The following is a 15,865-nucleotide window of genomic DNA, read 5'->3' as shown; positions in this document are numbered from 1 at the left end:
GAGGAGAGGTTACTATGTGTGGAATTGTGGGATGGCTTGATTGGGATGACGATTTGTCATCCCAGCATGCTATTTTGCAGAAAATGGCTCAAGCGATCCAACATCGCGGGCCAGACGAAGAGGGGTATTGGTTGTCTCCACGGGCAGCGATTGCGCATCGGCGCCTGATCGTGATCGACCCAGAAGGTGGCAAGCAGCCCATGATCTACCGAGAAGGAGATCAGACATGTGTCTTATCGTTCAATGGCGAAATCTACAATTATTTGGAGCTACGCCGCCAGTTAGAGCTGCTTGGACACTCCTTTCAAACCAATTCTGACACGGAAGTATTACTGCACGCCTTTTTGGAATGGAGAGAGGAATGTGTCCGTCATCTCAATGGAATTTTTGCATTCGCCATTTGGGACGAAAAAAATCATCGCTTGTTTTTAGCACGTGACCACTTGGGTGTAAAACCATTGTTTTATTGTCAACGTGGGAGCTCGTTCTTGTTCGGCTCTGAACTGAAAGCTTTGCTTGCCCATCCAAAAGTGAAGCCTGAAGTTGAAGCGGATGGGTTAGCAGATATTATCGGACTCGGTCCGGCGAGAACGCCTGGATTTGGCATTTTCCGCAATGTAAATGAAGTTCGAGCTGGACATTGTGTAACAGTCACAAAGGATCAAATCAGGACAAGGCCATACTGGAAACTCGAGAGCAAGGTGCATACCGATGATTTGGATACAACGACAGAAAGAATACGCGCCCTGCTACAAGACACGGTAAAGCGTCAGTTAATCTCTGACCTGCCATTGGTTAGTATGCTGTCTGGAGGTTTGGACTCTAGTGGCTTGGTCGCTTTAGCCGCTGAAGAGCTTCGTAAAAAAGGGCAGAGGTTGCAAACCTATTCGGTAGATTTTGTTGACAATGATCAGCATTTTGAAGAGGGTCTGCTGCACATTAGCTTGGATGCGCCATGGGCGAAATCAGTCTCAGAGCATGTACAAACGAGACATCAAGAGATTACCTTCAACGCTCAAGATCTGATCACTCATTTTCATATGCCGTTGCGAGCGCGCGATCTCCCGGGATTAGGGGAGACAGATACCTCACTTTATTTGTTCTGCCGGGAAATGAAGAAAAAAGCGACCGTCTCGCTATCAGGTGAATCGGCAGACGAAGTGTTTAACGGGTACCCTTGGTTTCAGAAGGAGAAATTCTTGAATTCAGGCAAATTCCCTTGGATGGAGCATGACGGGTGGAGTTCCTTTTTAAATGAAGAAGCCATCGAGAAGATTCGCCCACAAGAATACCTTCGCAGGCGGTATGAGGAAGGAATTGCAGAGGTGCCCCCTTTGGAAGGGGAGACAGCTCTGGAAGCTCAACAACGCAAAATGTCGTACCTTTTTATCACACGCTTTCTCCCGCTGCTGTTGGATCGCAAGGATCGAATGAGCATGTATACGGGGTTTGAAGTACGTGTTCCCTATTGTGATTACCGTTTGGTTGAATATTTATGGAATGTCCCATGGAAAGTAAAAAATATTGATCAAATCGAAAAAGGCTTGCTTCGCAGAGCGTTCAAAGGCTATTTGCCGCAGGAAGTATTGTACCGCAACAAAAGCGCATATCCGATGACCTATCATCCAGAGTATTACCATGCGATTTTGGACCATATGAAGCAAATTCTGGCGAATCCCAATTCGCCTCTATTACCCTTGATTAATAAGTCTGTGATCCAATTTGTACTGGATGGTAAAGCGCCTATGAATCTCGCTCAATCAACCAAACTGATCGAATACCTCGTCCAAATTAATATGTGGTTAGAGGAATACAAGATTTCCATTCGATAGAAGCCCAAGGATCTGCTGATAAAAAGGACAGTCAGGATGTTTTTTAGTTGAAGGGGTGTGAAAGAAATGAATGTCAGTGAAGTAAATCAGAACATGGCAATCCCGCAACGACTGCCTGCAAACGGGAGTGACAGGTTTAATTACATGGTTAGCTATCTTTCCGATTGCCAGCTACAAATGGTGCTGGAAATGGACGGACAGGTGAATCAACAGCGATTGCTTCAAGCGATGGAGGCAAGCACCATTGCGGAACCGATCATTGGTTGCCGTTTTATAAAAGATCCAGTCCGCCCCTATTGGGAGCGACGCAACGATTTGGCGTCAAGTGGTTGGTGTTCCTTGCAACTTCTCAGTGAGTCCGATTCCGAAGAAAAAGCCATACAGGAGTGGCTTTCGAGCCCAATAGACATCGATGCTGATGCGATGGTCAAAATTCGCATTCTGCGTACCTCGTCCAAAGATATCATTTGCATCAAACTGAATCATCTATGCAGTGATGGTGCAGGGTTGATCGAGTATGTTCACTTGTTAGCATCGCTATATAGTGAGCTTGCACAAAACCCTCGCTACGTTCCCAAATCAAAGCCTGAGGGCAGGGATCAGAGCCGTTTGTTCAAGGAGATGGGTATCCCAGCTGGCGGGATGCCGGAAGCCCCAGAACCCCAGGGACCAACACTTCCGTTTACGCCTGGAGAACCAGCCAAAAGGAAACAAGCCATTCGCAGAATACCGCGCGAAGAATGGCTAGAGCTTGTGCATGGATTTAAACAAAAAGGATTCACGGTAAATGATGTGCTATTGGCTGCCTACATGCGAGCTTTATATCAACAGATGGAGAATGTTCCGGCTGAGCAAATCAAAGTCATGGTGACAGTTAATGTAAGGAAATTCTTACCCAAAGGCAAGGCAGACGCGATTTACAACTTGTCTGGCGTTGTTCACGCTACTATGAATCAAGCAACAGAGACATTTGCAGATAAGGTAAAAGAAGTGGCCGAATTCATGAAGAATCAACGCGATAATAAAGAGATTTTGCATGATGCAGTAAACACGTTTGCTTTTGTGGAAAATTTCGAGTTCGATCACACCTTGAAGATCATTCAAGATGTAAGAAAACAAATTGTAGCAGATGGAAAAAGTACACCAATATTATCAAATTTCGGTATGATTAGTACGAGTCAAATAACATTCGATGAGGTGAAAGTCGCAGGGGCGTATATCGTCTCGCCAGCCTATTACGCACCAGGATTGATGCTTGGAGTCAGTACGTATCAAGATTGCATAACCCTCACTATTTCCTTCTTTGAATCGAATACAGATAGTGGGTTAATAGAAAAACTCCTAGATACCATGATAGAGGAAATCAAATCCTACCGAGTGTAGTAGTTTGCAGCAATTCCCTACTTATTTAAATAAGGAGTGATTGAAATGAATAAAATAGTATTCCCTAATGAAATATCAGGTGCCGAGAATCTGCAACAACAGTTTGAACCATACGGCTGGTATGCGGAAATGAGAAAAAATAGCCCGGTCCATTACGATGAAAAGCAACAGGTTTGGAACGTATTTCTCTATCCGGATGTAGAACGTGTGCTGACCGATTACCATCTCTTTTCAAGCGATACAGGCAAACGAATCGCCGGTTCCCTCGCATTGAAAGAAAAGGGCATCACAGAGATGGACCCGCCTGATCATGGAAAAAGGAGAGCGCTTTATACAAAGGCCTTTTCAACCAGAACACTTCAGGAGTGGGAGCCGCGCATTCAAGAAATTTCACGTCATTTGCTAGAGGAAGTAAAAGAAAAGCAAAGCATCAGAATTTTAGGTGATCTCGCAACCCCGATGCCGGTCATTGTCATTGCCGATTTGCTCGGTGTACCGTCCAGTGATTGGATGCTGTTCAAACAATGGTCCGATGTTCTCATCACTTCCGGGACCCGCGAAACGTATGAGGATATTACACTTAAAAAAGAAGAAATTATGAAGGAAATGGCTGTTTATCTCTCGCCGATCATTCAAGAAAAAAGAGAGAACCCGGCAAAAGATTTTCTCTCCGATTTAACGCAAACAGAATATAAAGGCCAAAAACTATCTGACCGCGAGATTATTGATATTGCAATTAGCTTGCTGCTCGCAGGAAATGTAACGACAAGTACGCTCTTGTTCAGTGTTTTCTACTGCTTTTTACTAGATCGACCAGGCGTATATCGTGAATTAAGAGACAATCCGGAACTGGTAGATCAAGCGATCGAGGAAGTGTTACGCTTCCGTCCGCCAGCACAGGTTTTGATGCGCAAGGTTCAAGAAGATACGGATATGTTCGGAAGTCTGATGAAAAAAGGCGAAATCGTCATGGCATGGCTCGGTTCTGCCAATCGTGATGAAAATACCTTTACACAGGGAGATCAATTCGATATCCATCGACCGAATAGCAACAAGCATTTATCCTTTGGAAAAGGCTGCCATTTGTGCCTGGGAGCACCACTATCCAGACTGGAAGCAAAGGTGATGCTAACAGAAATGCTCAAGTGCTATTCTGACATCTCAATCGGCGGATTTGAGAACGATCTGATCCTCCATGTGACGAGAGACTAATCCTATTTTTTTATCAAGCAGTTGAGCAGGAAGGGATTCCTGTTTGACTGCTTTTTTTTATTTCGGAAAATCAGATGTGGAGGGATGTACGAAGAGAAAATAAAAAAGTAAGGACAGGGAATTCCTTACTTTTCAAAACTTATCTTTCCGAATCAATAAATAAACAATTAACCCAATAATCGGAAAAAACAACAAAGCAATAAGCACGATGATGGAGAACTCCTTGCTATTCCCTCGTCTCCTTGCATCACGGTATGCCCAAATGCTGATGACAATATTAATCACGTTCAATAATAAGAGGAGAAGGACGGGGAGAAACACAAAAAAGGTAGAAGGGGCATCGCCTACACTAACCAAAGGATCACCTGCTTTTGAATGTTTTCAAGACTTTCCCAATTATATAAAAAGATGATCGAATTGTGAAATCAATTTATTCTATGCGCGTAAAAATTGGTATAATCTGAATGTATTATTTCTACTTCTTACCATCCTTGGGGGCGCTTAACCATTGAGAAAAACTTTGAATAAAAGAAGATGGCTTTCGATGCTCGGGATGATCGCATTGGTAACCGGATGTCAACAGGAACCGACCAAACCGATCACATTGGAGAACAACGGCCAAACAACAGAGACCACAGCAAAACCAAGCCCTACTCCATCCGTTACACCCAATCAAGAAACGGAGAAAGAACCAACATCCGAACCAATTCCAGCCTCTAGCCCAAACACAACAGTCCCTACCAACCAACCAGTGGAAGAACAACGAAAAGAACCTCTGTCTCCTTATCAAGTACTCCATAAAATCCGTGAAATAGAAAAGGTGAAAGGGGGAACATATCAGGGGGAGTGGAAGGAGGATGAATACACGTTTTACCTACCCGACAAGGACGAGGAGCGCCGAAACGCCCGCTACTATGAACGTTCGACTCATCATGTAAAAGTATATGGAAAAGATGGCTTCACGTATTACTATAATCTTGTTGATCCCGCTACTTATCCACAGGCAACCTTGGAGGCCGAAAGTATACAGGTGAGTCCGGAAACATGGCAGCAAATGGACAAGATCGAGCAAAAGCTGTATACAGGCGAGGATACCTTTCACGCCAAATGGTCGCCGAACTTTCAAGCAGTTGCCTATTATAAGGGAACGACCGAAGAGGGTCAGGCATACATCTGGAAGGTTGGCAACGATTCACCCTCCCCAATAAAAGAGGCAGTCATTGACCGCTATTTCTTTACATGGTCTCCAGATTCTGAGTATCTCCTATTGGATACGGGAACGAGCAGACATCGCGGCGGACAAATCTATCAGGTAGCAAACGATAAAATGAGTGAGCCTTTTTCGTATATTTCCCAATTTCATTTCTCACCAGATTCGAGATGGGCAGCATTTTCTTTATTAAGTGGGAAAGTTGCGAAAGAAAAATACGGGATGGAAGACGAAGAGACAGAAGACATATGGCTGTATGATTTGGCTACCATGAAGCAGAAAAAGCTGCTTCAAGCCGATGATCACACGGACTACTTTCCACTCGAATGGAAGAGTGAAACCGAGATTCTCTACTGGAAGAAAGATTATCAGAAGAATACGGAAGAAGAGTTAACGCTGACGATTCCTCAAAGGTAGTAACCCAATACCCTCTATGTGATGTAGAGGGTATTGGCTATGTTCTGGATGGAAACTTCGCCCGAACCTCCTCTAGAAAAGCCTGCATCGCCGGGGCCAAATAACGATTTTTCAAGTACGCCAAGTAAACTGTCCGCTCCAACGCAGGCGAATCAATCGTTTTCCGAACAAGCGAAGCATCTGTTGATCCAGACAAATAGTTCTCCGGAATAATCGTAACCCCCAGATTCTCCCTCACTAACGTCAACGCAGTTTCAAAGCGCTCAATCTCAAATTTGATTTGCGGGTTGACTTGTTCAAACCAAAAGGCTGTTAAAATATCCTCCCTCGTCTGAAATCCCTCTGTACTAATGATGAATGGCTCATTAGCCAAGTCTTTCAAGCGAACGGATTCCTTTTCCGCTAGCGTATGATCCTTGTGTAGCACCAGCATTAAGCGCTCATCATACAGGGGAAAGGATTCGATATCGTCCTCATCGATGAATTGGTTGGTTATGAGCAAGTGCGTATGATACTTCCGCAGTGATTCCTTTACAGCCTTCCCGCTTAGCACCTCGATTAGCTTGATGTTAATAGAGGGAAAGCGCCCCTGATATCCGCGAATGACCTTTGGAATCCAATGCTTCACGGATTCAATGATGCCGATGATGAGATCTCCGCTCCCGGTCAGTTTCACTTCTTCCATCTCTTTTTTCAGCATGTTCATTTGGGAAAGAAGCAGCAACGATTTCTGATACAAGATTTTACCAGCATCCGTCAGTTCCATTTTCCTCGTGTTTCTCTCGAGCAGTGGAGAGCCGACTTCTTGCTCCAGATTTTTGATCGCATTACTTAAGGAAGGCTGTGAAATATGCAGTTTTTGTGCGGCTTTGGAGTAGCTCAACTGATCGCAAACTGTCACAAAATAGTGCAAATGCTTGATATCCAACTGGATCGCCTACCCTTATTTATAGCTTAAAGCTATCAATTTATTTAAATTATATATTAGAAATAATAAGTTTGTCATTATATAATCAATAAACAAAAGGTTCAGAAAGGGTGAATAGCTTGCCAATGAATGTATCAGCAGATTTGTGGACCGGCCGGACTGACCATACGGAGAGAAGAAGTAGTTTTCGCTACCATCAGATTGTAGAAATAACGGACTTGGATACATTGCAAGCTGCCAAGGACCGTACAGTCGCTATCATTGGGTTTGAATGCGAGGAGGGAGTAAGGCGCAATCAAGGACGATTAGGTGCAGCCAAAGCTCCAAACGCAATTCGGCAAGCGCTTGCAAGCCTTCCTTGGAAGGTGGAGGAAGGAAAACGGATTGTTGATGTGGGGAATGTTGCTTGTCCAAACGAAGAGCTAGAAGCTGCCCAGGAAGAGTTGGGGAATGCCGTCTCTGCGATCTTTTCCAAAGCCATGACGCCCATTATTTTAGGCGGAGGCCATGAGACATTGTATGGACATTACGTTGGTGTCCGGAAGCACATTGGAAAAGAGGCTTCTCTGGGCATTATCAATATTGACGCTCATTTCGATTTGCGTTCCTATGAAGTTCAGCCTTCATCGGGGACGATGTTTCGGCAAATACTAGAGCATGACAAAAATAGCAGCTATTATGTGCTGGGGATTCAACGCTTCGGAAATACACAGGAGCTATTTGATAAAGCAGATGAGCTTGGTGTGCGCTATGTGTATGAAGAAGAGATGACAGACGCACGAATGGATGAAATTTGTTTATCTGTAAGCGAATTCATCGAAAAGCACGATCATGTCATGCTGACGCTGTGTACAGATGTTTTAAACGCAGCTTTTGCACCGGGAGTAAGTGCTCCATCTCCTTTCGGCTTAACACCGATGATTGTTCGTACTTTGATCCGTACCGTTGCCGCTCATAAGAAAACGCTTTCTTTTGATATTTGTGAAGTGAATCCGGTTTTAGATGAAAACGGAAGAACAGTAAAGTTAGGTGCTTACTTGACGAATGAAGCCATCATGGGATTACTAGAGAACTAAGGGGAGACAACTATGACGTTAGCACTTAATCAAGTAACGACGATTTTTCTCGCAGTAGCACTTCTCGTATTAGGTACATTTCTCGTAAAAAAGGCTAGCTTCTTGCAAAAATTTTGTATCCCGGCACCAGTGGTTGGGGGCTTGTTGTTCGCTATCATTGCAACGGCTTTGAAAGCGACCGGAATTTTACAAATTACATTGGATACTTCCTTGCAAAGCTTGTTCATGCTCACGTTTTTTACTACGGTTGGATTGGGAGCGAGCTTTAAGCTGATCAAGCTTGGTGGTAAGCTACTCGTTATTTACTGGATCGCCTGTGGATTTCTGGCTTTGGCCCAAAACGTAATCGGTGTGTCTTTAGCTTCCGTGTTCGGTATTCATCCGTTAATCGGGATGATGGCAGGGGCTGTCTCCATGGAAGGTGGACATGGAGCCGCTGGCGCTTTTGGACAAACGCTTGAGGATATGGGCATTCAATCTGCGTTGGCGATTGGGATCGCAGCAGCTACCTTTGGTCTCGTAGCAGGGGGCTTGGTTGGCGGACCGACTGTGAAATATTTAATTGCCAAACACGATCTGAAACCGACGGAAACGGAAGAAGTAGTAGAGACAGTAGAAGAAAAAGGACAACCGATTCACTCGAATACCTTCTTCATCCAAGTCCTGTTGATTACGTTCTGTATGGCATTGGGAACGTATTTGGGAGAGCTGTTCTCGACTGCAACCGGATTTGTTTTACCAGGTTATGTGGGAGCGATGTTTGTAGCGGTGATTGTCCGTAATATCGTAGACAAGCTCAATCCAAAGGCAATCGACATGAAGAGCATCAACCTGATCAGTGACGTGACGCTCGGAATCTTCCTGTCCATGGCACTGATGAGCATCAAGCTGTGGGAAGTTGCCGATCTAGCACTTCCAATGCTCGTAATCGTATTTGTTCAAGTAGTTTTCATCGTTTTGTTTGGGATTTTCGTTCTGTTCCGTTTGCTTGGCAAAAACTACGACGCCGCAGTCATGGTCGCAGGCTTTACAGGGCATGGTCTGGGCGCTACTCCAAACGCAATGGCGAATATGGCGGCCGTAACGGGACGATTTGGTCCTTCGCGAAAAGCATACTTGGTCGTTCCGATCGTCGGTGCCTTCCTGATTGACGTGTTCGCGATGCCAATCATTATTACCACGATTAATTTGTTTAAATAAAGACGATTCAAAAATCCCTTCATGCTGGAGAAAGTCGAGCTGGAGGGATTTTTTGTGCTTACAATTACTTTGGCTTACTCTCAACCGTTTAGAGCTTTACAAATAATAGAGAAAAAAGGAAATAATTTCTTGACTGTTCGCATCGTGTTCGTATATATTTATATAGGAACGTACGTTCCTGTTTTGAGTAACTTCGCAAAGGAAATTTCACCCAACGATACAAGTTTCAGGGTAGAGATGTGGGATGCTGGCTTGGTAAGAGACAGCAGGAAGGGGATGAAAAGGGGCAGCAACTCCTAGGCAAATTTGAGGCGCGAATGCAGAGTCAAAGTTTGCACAAGTAGAAGCCGATGAAAAATATTATTTTGTTTTTTTGAGAAAATTGTAACCTTTTGTCAATTTTTGCGTACAATCTGGAAGAAACAACCAAAAAGTAGAGAATGTGGAGGGAAGTAGAATGAGAGAACTTCATGCTGATGTGGTAATTATTGGGGGAGGTACTGGTGGCTGCGCAGCAGCACTGGCAGCAGCGAAATCAGGAAAATCAGTTATTATGACGGAAGAAACTGATTGGATTGGCGGTCAATTTACGAGCCAAGCAGTACCGCCAGATGAGCATCCATGGATCGAACAGTTCGGTTGCACGCGCAGCTATCGCACATTCCGTGATAGCGTGCGTGATTATTATCGTAACCACTATCCAATGACGGCAGAAGCCCGCGTCATCCCGAATCTTGATCCTGGTAACGGTTCGGTAAGTCGCCTTTGCCACGAACCAAAAGTAGCGCTAGCTGTTTTTTATCAGATGCTTGCTCCTTATATTAACAGCGGTAGACTTACTATTCTGACGAATCATAAGCTGCATGCTGTTCGCATGGCTGGCGATAACGTACTGTCGATCACAGTAGAAGATCAGAAGCATCATGATTTTCATGAGCTGGTAGCACCTTATTTCTTGGATGCGACAGAATGTGGAGATGTGCTCCCGCAAGCCGGCGTAGAATACGTACTTGGCGCTGAATCAGTGGATCAAACAGGGGAGCCAAATGCTGTTGTCGGGCCGCCGCAGCCAAATGATATTCAGGCATTTACGTATTGCTTTGCCATGGATTATTTGGAGGGAGAAGATCACACCATTGCCAAGCCGGAAACGTATGACTTCTGGAGAAACTACAAAGCAGATTTTTGGCCGGACAAGCTGCTCAGCTGGACAGGCTCCAACCCGCGAAATACTGCTGAATCTGTACGATATGAGCTGTTTCCGGGTACTAAGTATTTTCCGCTCTTCACGTATCGTCAGATTGCTGATCCGAAAAACTTCCAGAACGGATTGTACAAGAGTGGCGTAACGACTGTGAACTGGCCGCAAAATGATTACTGGCTCGGCTCGATCATTGATGTGCCAGAGGAAGAGCGTCAGCGTCACCTTTACGGCGGTAAACAGTTGAGTCTCTCCCTTCTGTATTGGATGCAAACAGAGGCTCCTCGCCCAGATGGTGGACAAGGGTATCCAGGACTACGACTGCGCAAGGATGTAATGGGAACAGAGGATGGACTGGCCATGTATCCTTATATTCGTGAATCCCGCCGGATCAAAGCGGAATTCACCGTATTGGAGCAACATGTGAGTGCATTTGTCCGCAAAACAGGCAAAGCAGAAGCCTTCGAAGATTCTGTTGGTGTCGGTAGCTACCGAATCGACCTGCATCCGAGCACAGCGAACCGCAATTACGTCGATGTGTCTACCTATCCGTTCCAAATTCCGTTGGGGAGCCTAATCCCTGTGCGTGTAAATAACCTGCTGCCAGCGGGCAAAAATCTTGGGGTTACGCATATTACAAATGGATGCTTCCGTCTCCACCCAGTAGAGTGGAACGTCGGTGAGGTAGCTGGTTATTTGACAGCTTATTGCTTGCAACATGGCCTGACTCCTCGCGCTGTCCGTAACACTCCCGATGAGCTGAAAAAGTTCCAAGCGTTCTTGTACGCGGAAGGCGTAGAGTACTTCTGGCCAACCATGTACGCAGTGTAAGAAGTTAGACGATCTGGTTGCCTGAGTTCGGGATTTTACCGAACTCAGGTTTTTTCACGGAGAGTAAGATTTCCTCGACAGTTTCCTGAGGCGTCTGCTCGGAAGAATCGATCCACATGCCGAGCTTTGGTGTCTCGGTCTGCAAGATTTTATTCAGGTGGGAAATCGTCCAAGCACCATACCCTGTTTTAGGACGGGAAGCTTCTCTCTCTTCAACCGCTTTTTCATTTGGCGTGAGTACTACCACATACAACGGACGGTTTTGAATCATTTCAACAAATTCGCCTAAAAAGGGGCCAATCACAACATCCTGTACAACGACATTAAATCCTTCTTCAAAAAAAGTGTCTGCCGTAGAGGCTGTTATTTTGTAGCGCAACCACAACTGACGAATGGCTTCTTCTGACGGTTCAGGCATATATTCCTCTCTGCCATTTACAATCATTCGTCGGAACGAATCACCTCGCAGATGAACGCCTCGATTTAGCTTTTCAGCAAGTAACTGAGCTACTGTTGATTTTCCCGAAGCCATAATCCCCGTAACGAGAAAAATACATCTGTCTGGTGCGTGAACATTGGCATTCTCTTGCATCATCATCCCACCTTACTAATTTGATGTTATGTGAGTTTGAACATGGAAATCATTGGATATTCTTAGCTTTTTGAATCATATCATGGCGGTCGTGAAAACGCGATTTAGAAAACGAGGCACAAATAGGATAATATTTCTGCGTGTCGAAAAAGGAAGTACAGTCACACCAAAATGAGGGGAACTTTATCGTGATAGGTCCAATTTTTTTGCGTGGGGAATGACTGATTAATAAAGGATTAGAATATGGACTAAAGGAAAGGCGTTGCAAATAGAGAATCAATAGATGACATTCTGATTAGGTTGGAAACAATGACAAGAGCAGTGGGACGAGGCGAAGCCAAGATGCATCTGCTCTAAGCGGAGAGGGCTAGCATTTCCTGCAAACATCTCTCCATTCACACAGACAAACCTCCCCCCATTTTCATATGGTAATGCTGTAATACCATAACTGTTAATGGAGGTGTTGAGGTATGAGTTCAATAAAGGGAACAAAACGAAAAAAAGCTACGATGACCATGATCGCCGTACCAACCATAATCGTAGCCGGGGAAACATCGAATCTCTCGGGACAAGTCAAGGTGAACGGACGTCCTAAAGCAGGGATCGTAGTCGTTTTTGCAACCGAAAATACTTTTGGTGTCGTAATCCCTGCCTTTACTATTACAGACGCCAAAGGAAATTTTACGGCAAAATTTAGATCGTTTATCAACCCTGATCAACCTGGATTCAGAGCAGTTATCGTCACCGCTGCACTCCCTTCTTTTCCTGGAGTCTCCGCTTCAAGTGTAATTGCAATCCTTCGAGGGCCGGGGTCTAGGAATAGGGTAAACCGACGGAAGACAGTCCAACGGAATTCAGCAAAGGTAAAAGCGGTTGGTAAAACGAAGCTCACCTTACGAAAATGAAGCCCAATCCATCCAGTCATATGGACTGTTTCTCACTGTTAGTGCGTAATGACAATTAAATCGTAGATGTTTAGAAGACCGGGACCTCTTGCACCAAAAGGGGTTCTGGTCTAAAACTCTATACCATTTTGGGACTATCATCTCGCTTTACAATATGACGAGGAAAAGAGAACAGCTGCCATCTATGAGTTACTCGTGGGTGAACTAAACCAGGATCATTGTAGAAAAGCGTTTCTCATGGCGGTATCAGTTCATTCCGCACCAAAACATCACATATTTGTCTTAGAAGAACAATCACACATGGAGGTGTCAAGGTATGGTGAACCTGATCAAAATCAGGGCAAGTGTATTTATCCCCTTATCATGGACGGAACCAAGGACTGATCCGCAAACAGGAAAAATCATTCAATTCGAAGGCGATTCGCGTGAATTTACCCCGTATACGGTAAACACCATGCGTTCCAGAGTGGAGCAAGAGGTTGTCGTAGACTTTATGAAAAAAGAAATGTTTACTTATCAGAATACGGGAATCACAACAGAGAAAATCACGAATCCTGATGGCTCGATTCAGCTGCGAAAGGGAAAAGCGAGTACGGAGGGCATTTTGTGCAGGAATATGATATGGAAAACGGATGAAGAAGTGAGCTTTGAAATGAGCGCAAGTGCGAGTAATCCCCTGAATGAGCATGCGCCACCGGTTGACTACTTATTGTCGGTAACGGCGAAAAGGGATGGTCTTGTGCAGATTGAAGGAGCGCATGATGGCTTCCCTTGCTTTGAGTTTTATAAGCAAACGGATTTTGGGCCGTTTGAAACGATTTATACCCATGATTTCCGTGAAACAGGTGATACTCTGGCAGCCTTGGGTGGAGAAATGGAATATCATTTTCGTAAGATTCTGTAGTAGGCACCAAAAATCACTCATCATACGTTTTCTAGGAGGTTCTTAGCGTGAGTAACCCGACGATGTTCGATCAATTCCCTGTCATCGAAACAGACAGATTGATCCTGCGCCAACCTGATCAACAAGACATCGAAGATATTTTTGAAGTGTTGTCACATGAAGATGCGGCGAGATATGTAGGGATCGAGAGGTTTCAATCGATTGCAGATGCTGAAAATGAACTTCGATGGTATCAAGACTTATTTGAACAAAAGCAGGGAATCAGGTGGGCGGTCACGGATCGTTCTACGGGAAAATTTCTTGGTAGCTGCGGCTATAAACATTATCATGCTGTACATAACAAAGCAGAGATTGGGTATGATCTGAATTTTTCGTGGTGGAATAAGGGGATCATGTCGGAAGCACTGCGGCCTATTATCGCGTACGGGTTTTCGCATATGCATCTAAACAGAATAGAAGCAGACGCAGATACCCGAAATACGGCATCGATCCATTTGCTCCAGAAATTTGGCTTTCAAGTGGAAGGAATCCATCGAGAAACGGAATTTGAAAATGGGATGTACATTGATCTTATGAAGCTGGCGTTGCTTCGAAAAGAATATGAATGGAATTCGTAAAAGAATCGTAGTAGATAAGCAGCGGGGGAATGTACGGAAATTTCATCGTACAGACCTCCGCTTATTTTCTCCCCACCTCTACAGCCACGCGTACAGCAGACTCAATCGCTCCTTGAATCCAGCCGTGATGTTCATTCGAGGTGTGCTCTCCCGCAAAGTAAATTTTTCCTTCAGGCGCACCAATGTAGGGAGTTAATTCCTTCTCCTGCAACGGTTTGAACAAGGCAAAGGCACCAGCAGCATAAGGCTGCAACGCCCAATTATGTGTGACCCCCGTAACGAAGGTTTTGTACACCTGCTCCCCATGAATGTCAGCCAGATGCTTTACTGCTTGCATCACTTGTTCTTCTCTCGACATGCTAAGCCATGGCAGATCGTCATCCTCCCATGTGTAACTGACCAATACGACACCTCCAGGCTGATCAAACCCGTGGCTGGGAAAGTAAGAGAGACGAATAGGTGAATCCGTTACGGTTTGTCCGCTCCTTATTCCCTGTGCTTCCCAGAAGCGCTGAGAAAACTGAACACCTATTTTGGAGGAGGAAACATAGTGGAGCTGACGAATAGCTTTCCATTTTTGATAGGAAAACAGGTCGTACGGTTCGACCTGAACAAACTGCAAGACGGTAAAAGGAATGGTAATAATCGTGATATCACCGGTCATCTGAAATCGTTCGTCTGTGTCGGTACGAACGCCAGAAATGGTCATTTGCTTTCCCGTCTGGACGATTCGCGTCATTTTATGCCGGAAGTATATATGGTCCTGTAATTGTGGAAGAAATGCCTGTGGTAGCTGGTCAAATCCCCCTGTTATTTCGTAAAAACGTGTAGAAGGATCGAACAGGATGAAGTCTCGTAAAATTTCGGGAAAAGCGAGCTCAGGGAAACCCTCGAAGCCAGTCATGACCTTGATCATATCGATAGCGGGGGCGGATAAGGAAGGGCCAACAGGATTGAAGCGCAAGAATTGATCCATGGAGAAACGATCGTATTTTTGGACGACGATGGGCCAATTCTTCGCTGGATCGAGTTTGATGAAGTCGATGACAGACTTAACGGACTGACCGGCTAACTCATTGAAAGTACGACCTTTTTCATGTGGGGCTACAGGGAAGCGGAGGATGTCGGGATTGCGTTCATAGATCCAACGTCTTGCTTTGATGCCATTTATGGAGAGGATGTCGTTGGAAGAGCTGTTGACAAATGGATGAAGGGGGAGAGAGAATTTGCTCACGTATGCTAGGGTAAGTTCGTGCGTATGAGGAATACGCATGGCCCCAGCTTCTAGATAATGCCCATGGGTAAAAGGAGAGCGCAGTGTGAAAACTCTCCCGCCTATCCGGTCCGCAGCTTCCAAAATCGTTACGTTGTGCCCTGCTGCTTTAAGCAACGAGGCGGAAACAAGACCAGCCAGTCCAGCCCCAACGATGATGATATTGAGGGGGGAGTGGGTTTTTGGGAGACCGTTGCGAATAATGGACAGCATCTCAGGTTGTGTTAAGGAGAAGGAGGGATTACCCATCGATTGTCTCCTTTCCATTCTTTTCCGGTACTATG

Annotated in this window: 14 protein-coding genes; 10 read left to right on the top strand and 4 right to left on the bottom strand. The window is 45.0% G+C overall.

The window, feature by feature from the left end; genetic code table 11:
* Positions 1–14: 14 nt before the first annotated feature.
* From asnB to ODZ53_RS03135, 3 genes are all read left to right on the top strand, one after another.
* Complete coding sequence (asnB, locus tag ODZ53_RS03145; RefSeq protein ID WP_372675879.1) at positions 15–1,832, top strand: asparagine synthase (glutamine-hydrolyzing); 1,818 nt, start codon at positions 15–17, stop codon at positions 1,830–1,832.
* A 66-nt stretch (positions 1,833–1,898) separates the two neighbouring features.
* The gene (locus tag ODZ53_RS03140) at positions 1,899–3,215 is read left to right on the top strand and encodes a condensation domain-containing protein (RefSeq protein WP_372675878.1); all 1,317 of its coding nucleotides are present in this window, start codon (positions 1,899–1,901) and stop codon (positions 3,213–3,215) included.
* Positions 3,216–3,260: 45 nt separating this feature from the next.
* A complete protein-coding gene (locus tag ODZ53_RS03135) occupies positions 3,261–4,427 on the top strand; it encodes a cytochrome P450 (RefSeq protein WP_372675877.1) in 1,167 nt (388 codons plus the stop codon).
* A gap of 132 nt (positions 4,428–4,559) precedes the next feature.
* Here ODZ53_RS03135 and ODZ53_RS03130 read toward each other — a convergent pair whose 3' ends face one another.
* Positions 4,560–4,784: a PLDc N-terminal domain-containing protein gene (locus ODZ53_RS03130; protein WP_372675876.1), complete on the bottom strand. Its 225-nt coding sequence runs from the start codon at positions 4,782–4,784 to the stop codon at positions 4,560–4,562.
* A 151-nt stretch (positions 4,785–4,935) separates the two neighbouring features.
* Between ODZ53_RS03130 and ODZ53_RS03125 the strand changes: the two genes are divergently transcribed.
* The gene (locus tag ODZ53_RS03125; RefSeq protein ID WP_372675875.1) at positions 4,936–6,054 is read left to right on the top strand and encodes a hypothetical protein; all 1,119 of its coding nucleotides are present in this window, start codon (positions 4,936–4,938) and stop codon (positions 6,052–6,054) included.
* 37 nt (positions 6,055–6,091) lie between these two features.
* Here the strand turns inward: ODZ53_RS03125 and ODZ53_RS03120 are convergent, their stop codons facing one another.
* Complete coding sequence (locus ODZ53_RS03120) at positions 6,092–6,982, bottom strand: LysR family transcriptional regulator (RefSeq protein WP_372675874.1); 891 nt, start codon at positions 6,980–6,982, stop codon at positions 6,092–6,094.
* 110 nt (positions 6,983–7,092) lie between these two features.
* Between ODZ53_RS03120 and hutG the strand changes: the two genes are divergently transcribed.
* The 3 genes from hutG (at position 7,093) to ODZ53_RS03105 (ending at position 11,290) form a co-directional block, all read left to right on the top strand.
* Positions 7,093–8,058, top strand: a complete 966-nt coding sequence (hutG, locus tag ODZ53_RS03115) for a formimidoylglutamase (protein WP_372675873.1) — start codon at positions 7,093–7,095, stop codon at positions 8,056–8,058.
* 12 nt (positions 8,059–8,070) lie between these two features.
* On the top strand, positions 8,071–9,258 hold the full coding sequence (gltS, locus tag ODZ53_RS03110; protein ID WP_087348204.1) for a sodium/glutamate symporter: 1,188 nt from the start codon (positions 8,071–8,073) through the stop codon (positions 9,256–9,258).
* Positions 9,259–9,715: 457 nt separating this feature from the next.
* Positions 9,716–11,290, top strand: coding sequence for an FAD-dependent oxidoreductase (locus ODZ53_RS03105; RefSeq protein WP_372675872.1), 1,575 nt, complete (start codon positions 9,716–9,718; stop codon positions 11,288–11,290).
* 4 nt (positions 11,291–11,294) lie between these two features.
* Here ODZ53_RS03105 and ODZ53_RS03100 read toward each other — a convergent pair whose 3' ends face one another.
* Positions 11,295–11,888 carry an AAA family ATPase gene (locus ODZ53_RS03100; RefSeq protein WP_372675871.1) on the bottom strand — a complete coding sequence of 198 codons (594 nt, stop codon included), beginning with the start codon at positions 11,886–11,888 and terminating at the stop codon, positions 11,295–11,297.
* Positions 11,889–12,352: 464 nt separating this feature from the next.
* On the opposite strand from ODZ53_RS03100, the gene ODZ53_RS03095 reads away from it, so the two are divergent.
* The 3 genes from ODZ53_RS03095 (at position 12,353) to ODZ53_RS03085 (ending at position 14,308) form a co-directional block, all read left to right on the top strand.
* The gene (locus ODZ53_RS03095) at positions 12,353–12,787 is read left to right on the top strand and encodes a hypothetical protein (protein WP_372675870.1); all 435 of its coding nucleotides are present in this window, start codon (positions 12,353–12,355) and stop codon (positions 12,785–12,787) included.
* A gap of 316 nt (positions 12,788–13,103) precedes the next feature.
* Complete coding sequence (locus ODZ53_RS03090) at positions 13,104–13,691, top strand: DUF3238 domain-containing protein (RefSeq protein WP_372675869.1); 588 nt, start codon at positions 13,104–13,106, stop codon at positions 13,689–13,691.
* Positions 13,692–13,738: 47 nt separating this feature from the next.
* Positions 13,739–14,308, top strand: coding sequence for a GNAT family N-acetyltransferase (locus ODZ53_RS03085; RefSeq protein ID WP_372675868.1), 570 nt, complete (start codon positions 13,739–13,741; stop codon positions 14,306–14,308).
* Positions 14,309–14,369: 61 nt separating this feature from the next.
* Here the strand turns inward: ODZ53_RS03085 and ODZ53_RS03080 are convergent, their stop codons facing one another.
* A complete protein-coding gene (locus ODZ53_RS03080) occupies positions 14,370–15,830 on the bottom strand; it encodes a flavin monoamine oxidase family protein (RefSeq protein WP_372675867.1) in 1,461 nt (486 codons plus the stop codon).
* Between the last annotated feature and the right edge of the window lie 35 nt (positions 15,831–15,865).

It is taken from the genome of Brevibacillus sp. BD137 (assembly GCF_041644655.1).
Taxonomy (GTDB): Bacteria; Bacillota; Bacilli; order Brevibacillales; family Brevibacillaceae; genus Brevibacillus; species Brevibacillus brevis_D.
The sequence above is the reverse complement of the archived record's forward strand: the minus strand, read 5'-3'. Positions and strand labels throughout refer to the sequence as shown.

What these genes read in the sequence shown, in the direction of transcription:
- ODZ53_RS03100 (WP_372675871.1), bottom strand. Translation starts at nt 11,888, where the DNA reads ATGATGATGCAAGAGAATGCCAATGTTCACGCACCAGACAGATGTATT.
- ODZ53_RS03135 (WP_372675877.1), top strand. Translation starts at nt 3,261, where the DNA reads ATGAATAAAATAGTATTCCCTAATGAAATATCAGGTGCCGAGAATCTG.
- ODZ53_RS03140 (WP_372675878.1), top strand. Translation starts at nt 1,899, where the DNA reads ATGAATGTCAGTGAAGTAAATCAGAACATGGCAATCCCGCAACGACTG.
- ODZ53_RS03080 (WP_372675867.1), bottom strand. Translation starts at nt 15,830, where the DNA reads ATGGGTAATCCCTCCTTCTCCTTAACACAACCTGAGATGCTGTCCATT.
- ODZ53_RS03090 (WP_372675869.1), top strand. Translation starts at nt 13,104, where the DNA reads ATGGTGAACCTGATCAAAATCAGGGCAAGTGTATTTATCCCCTTATCA.
- gltS (WP_087348204.1), top strand. Translation starts at nt 8,071, where the DNA reads ATGACGTTAGCACTTAATCAAGTAACGACGATTTTTCTCGCAGTAGCA.
- asnB (WP_372675879.1), top strand. Translation starts at nt 15, where the DNA reads ATGTGTGGAATTGTGGGATGGCTTGATTGGGATGACGATTTGTCATCC.
- ODZ53_RS03095 (WP_372675870.1), top strand. Translation starts at nt 12,353, where the DNA reads ATGAGTTCAATAAAGGGAACAAAACGAAAAAAAGCTACGATGACCATG.
- ODZ53_RS03105 (WP_372675872.1), top strand. Translation starts at nt 9,716, where the DNA reads ATGAGAGAACTTCATGCTGATGTGGTAATTATTGGGGGAGGTACTGGT.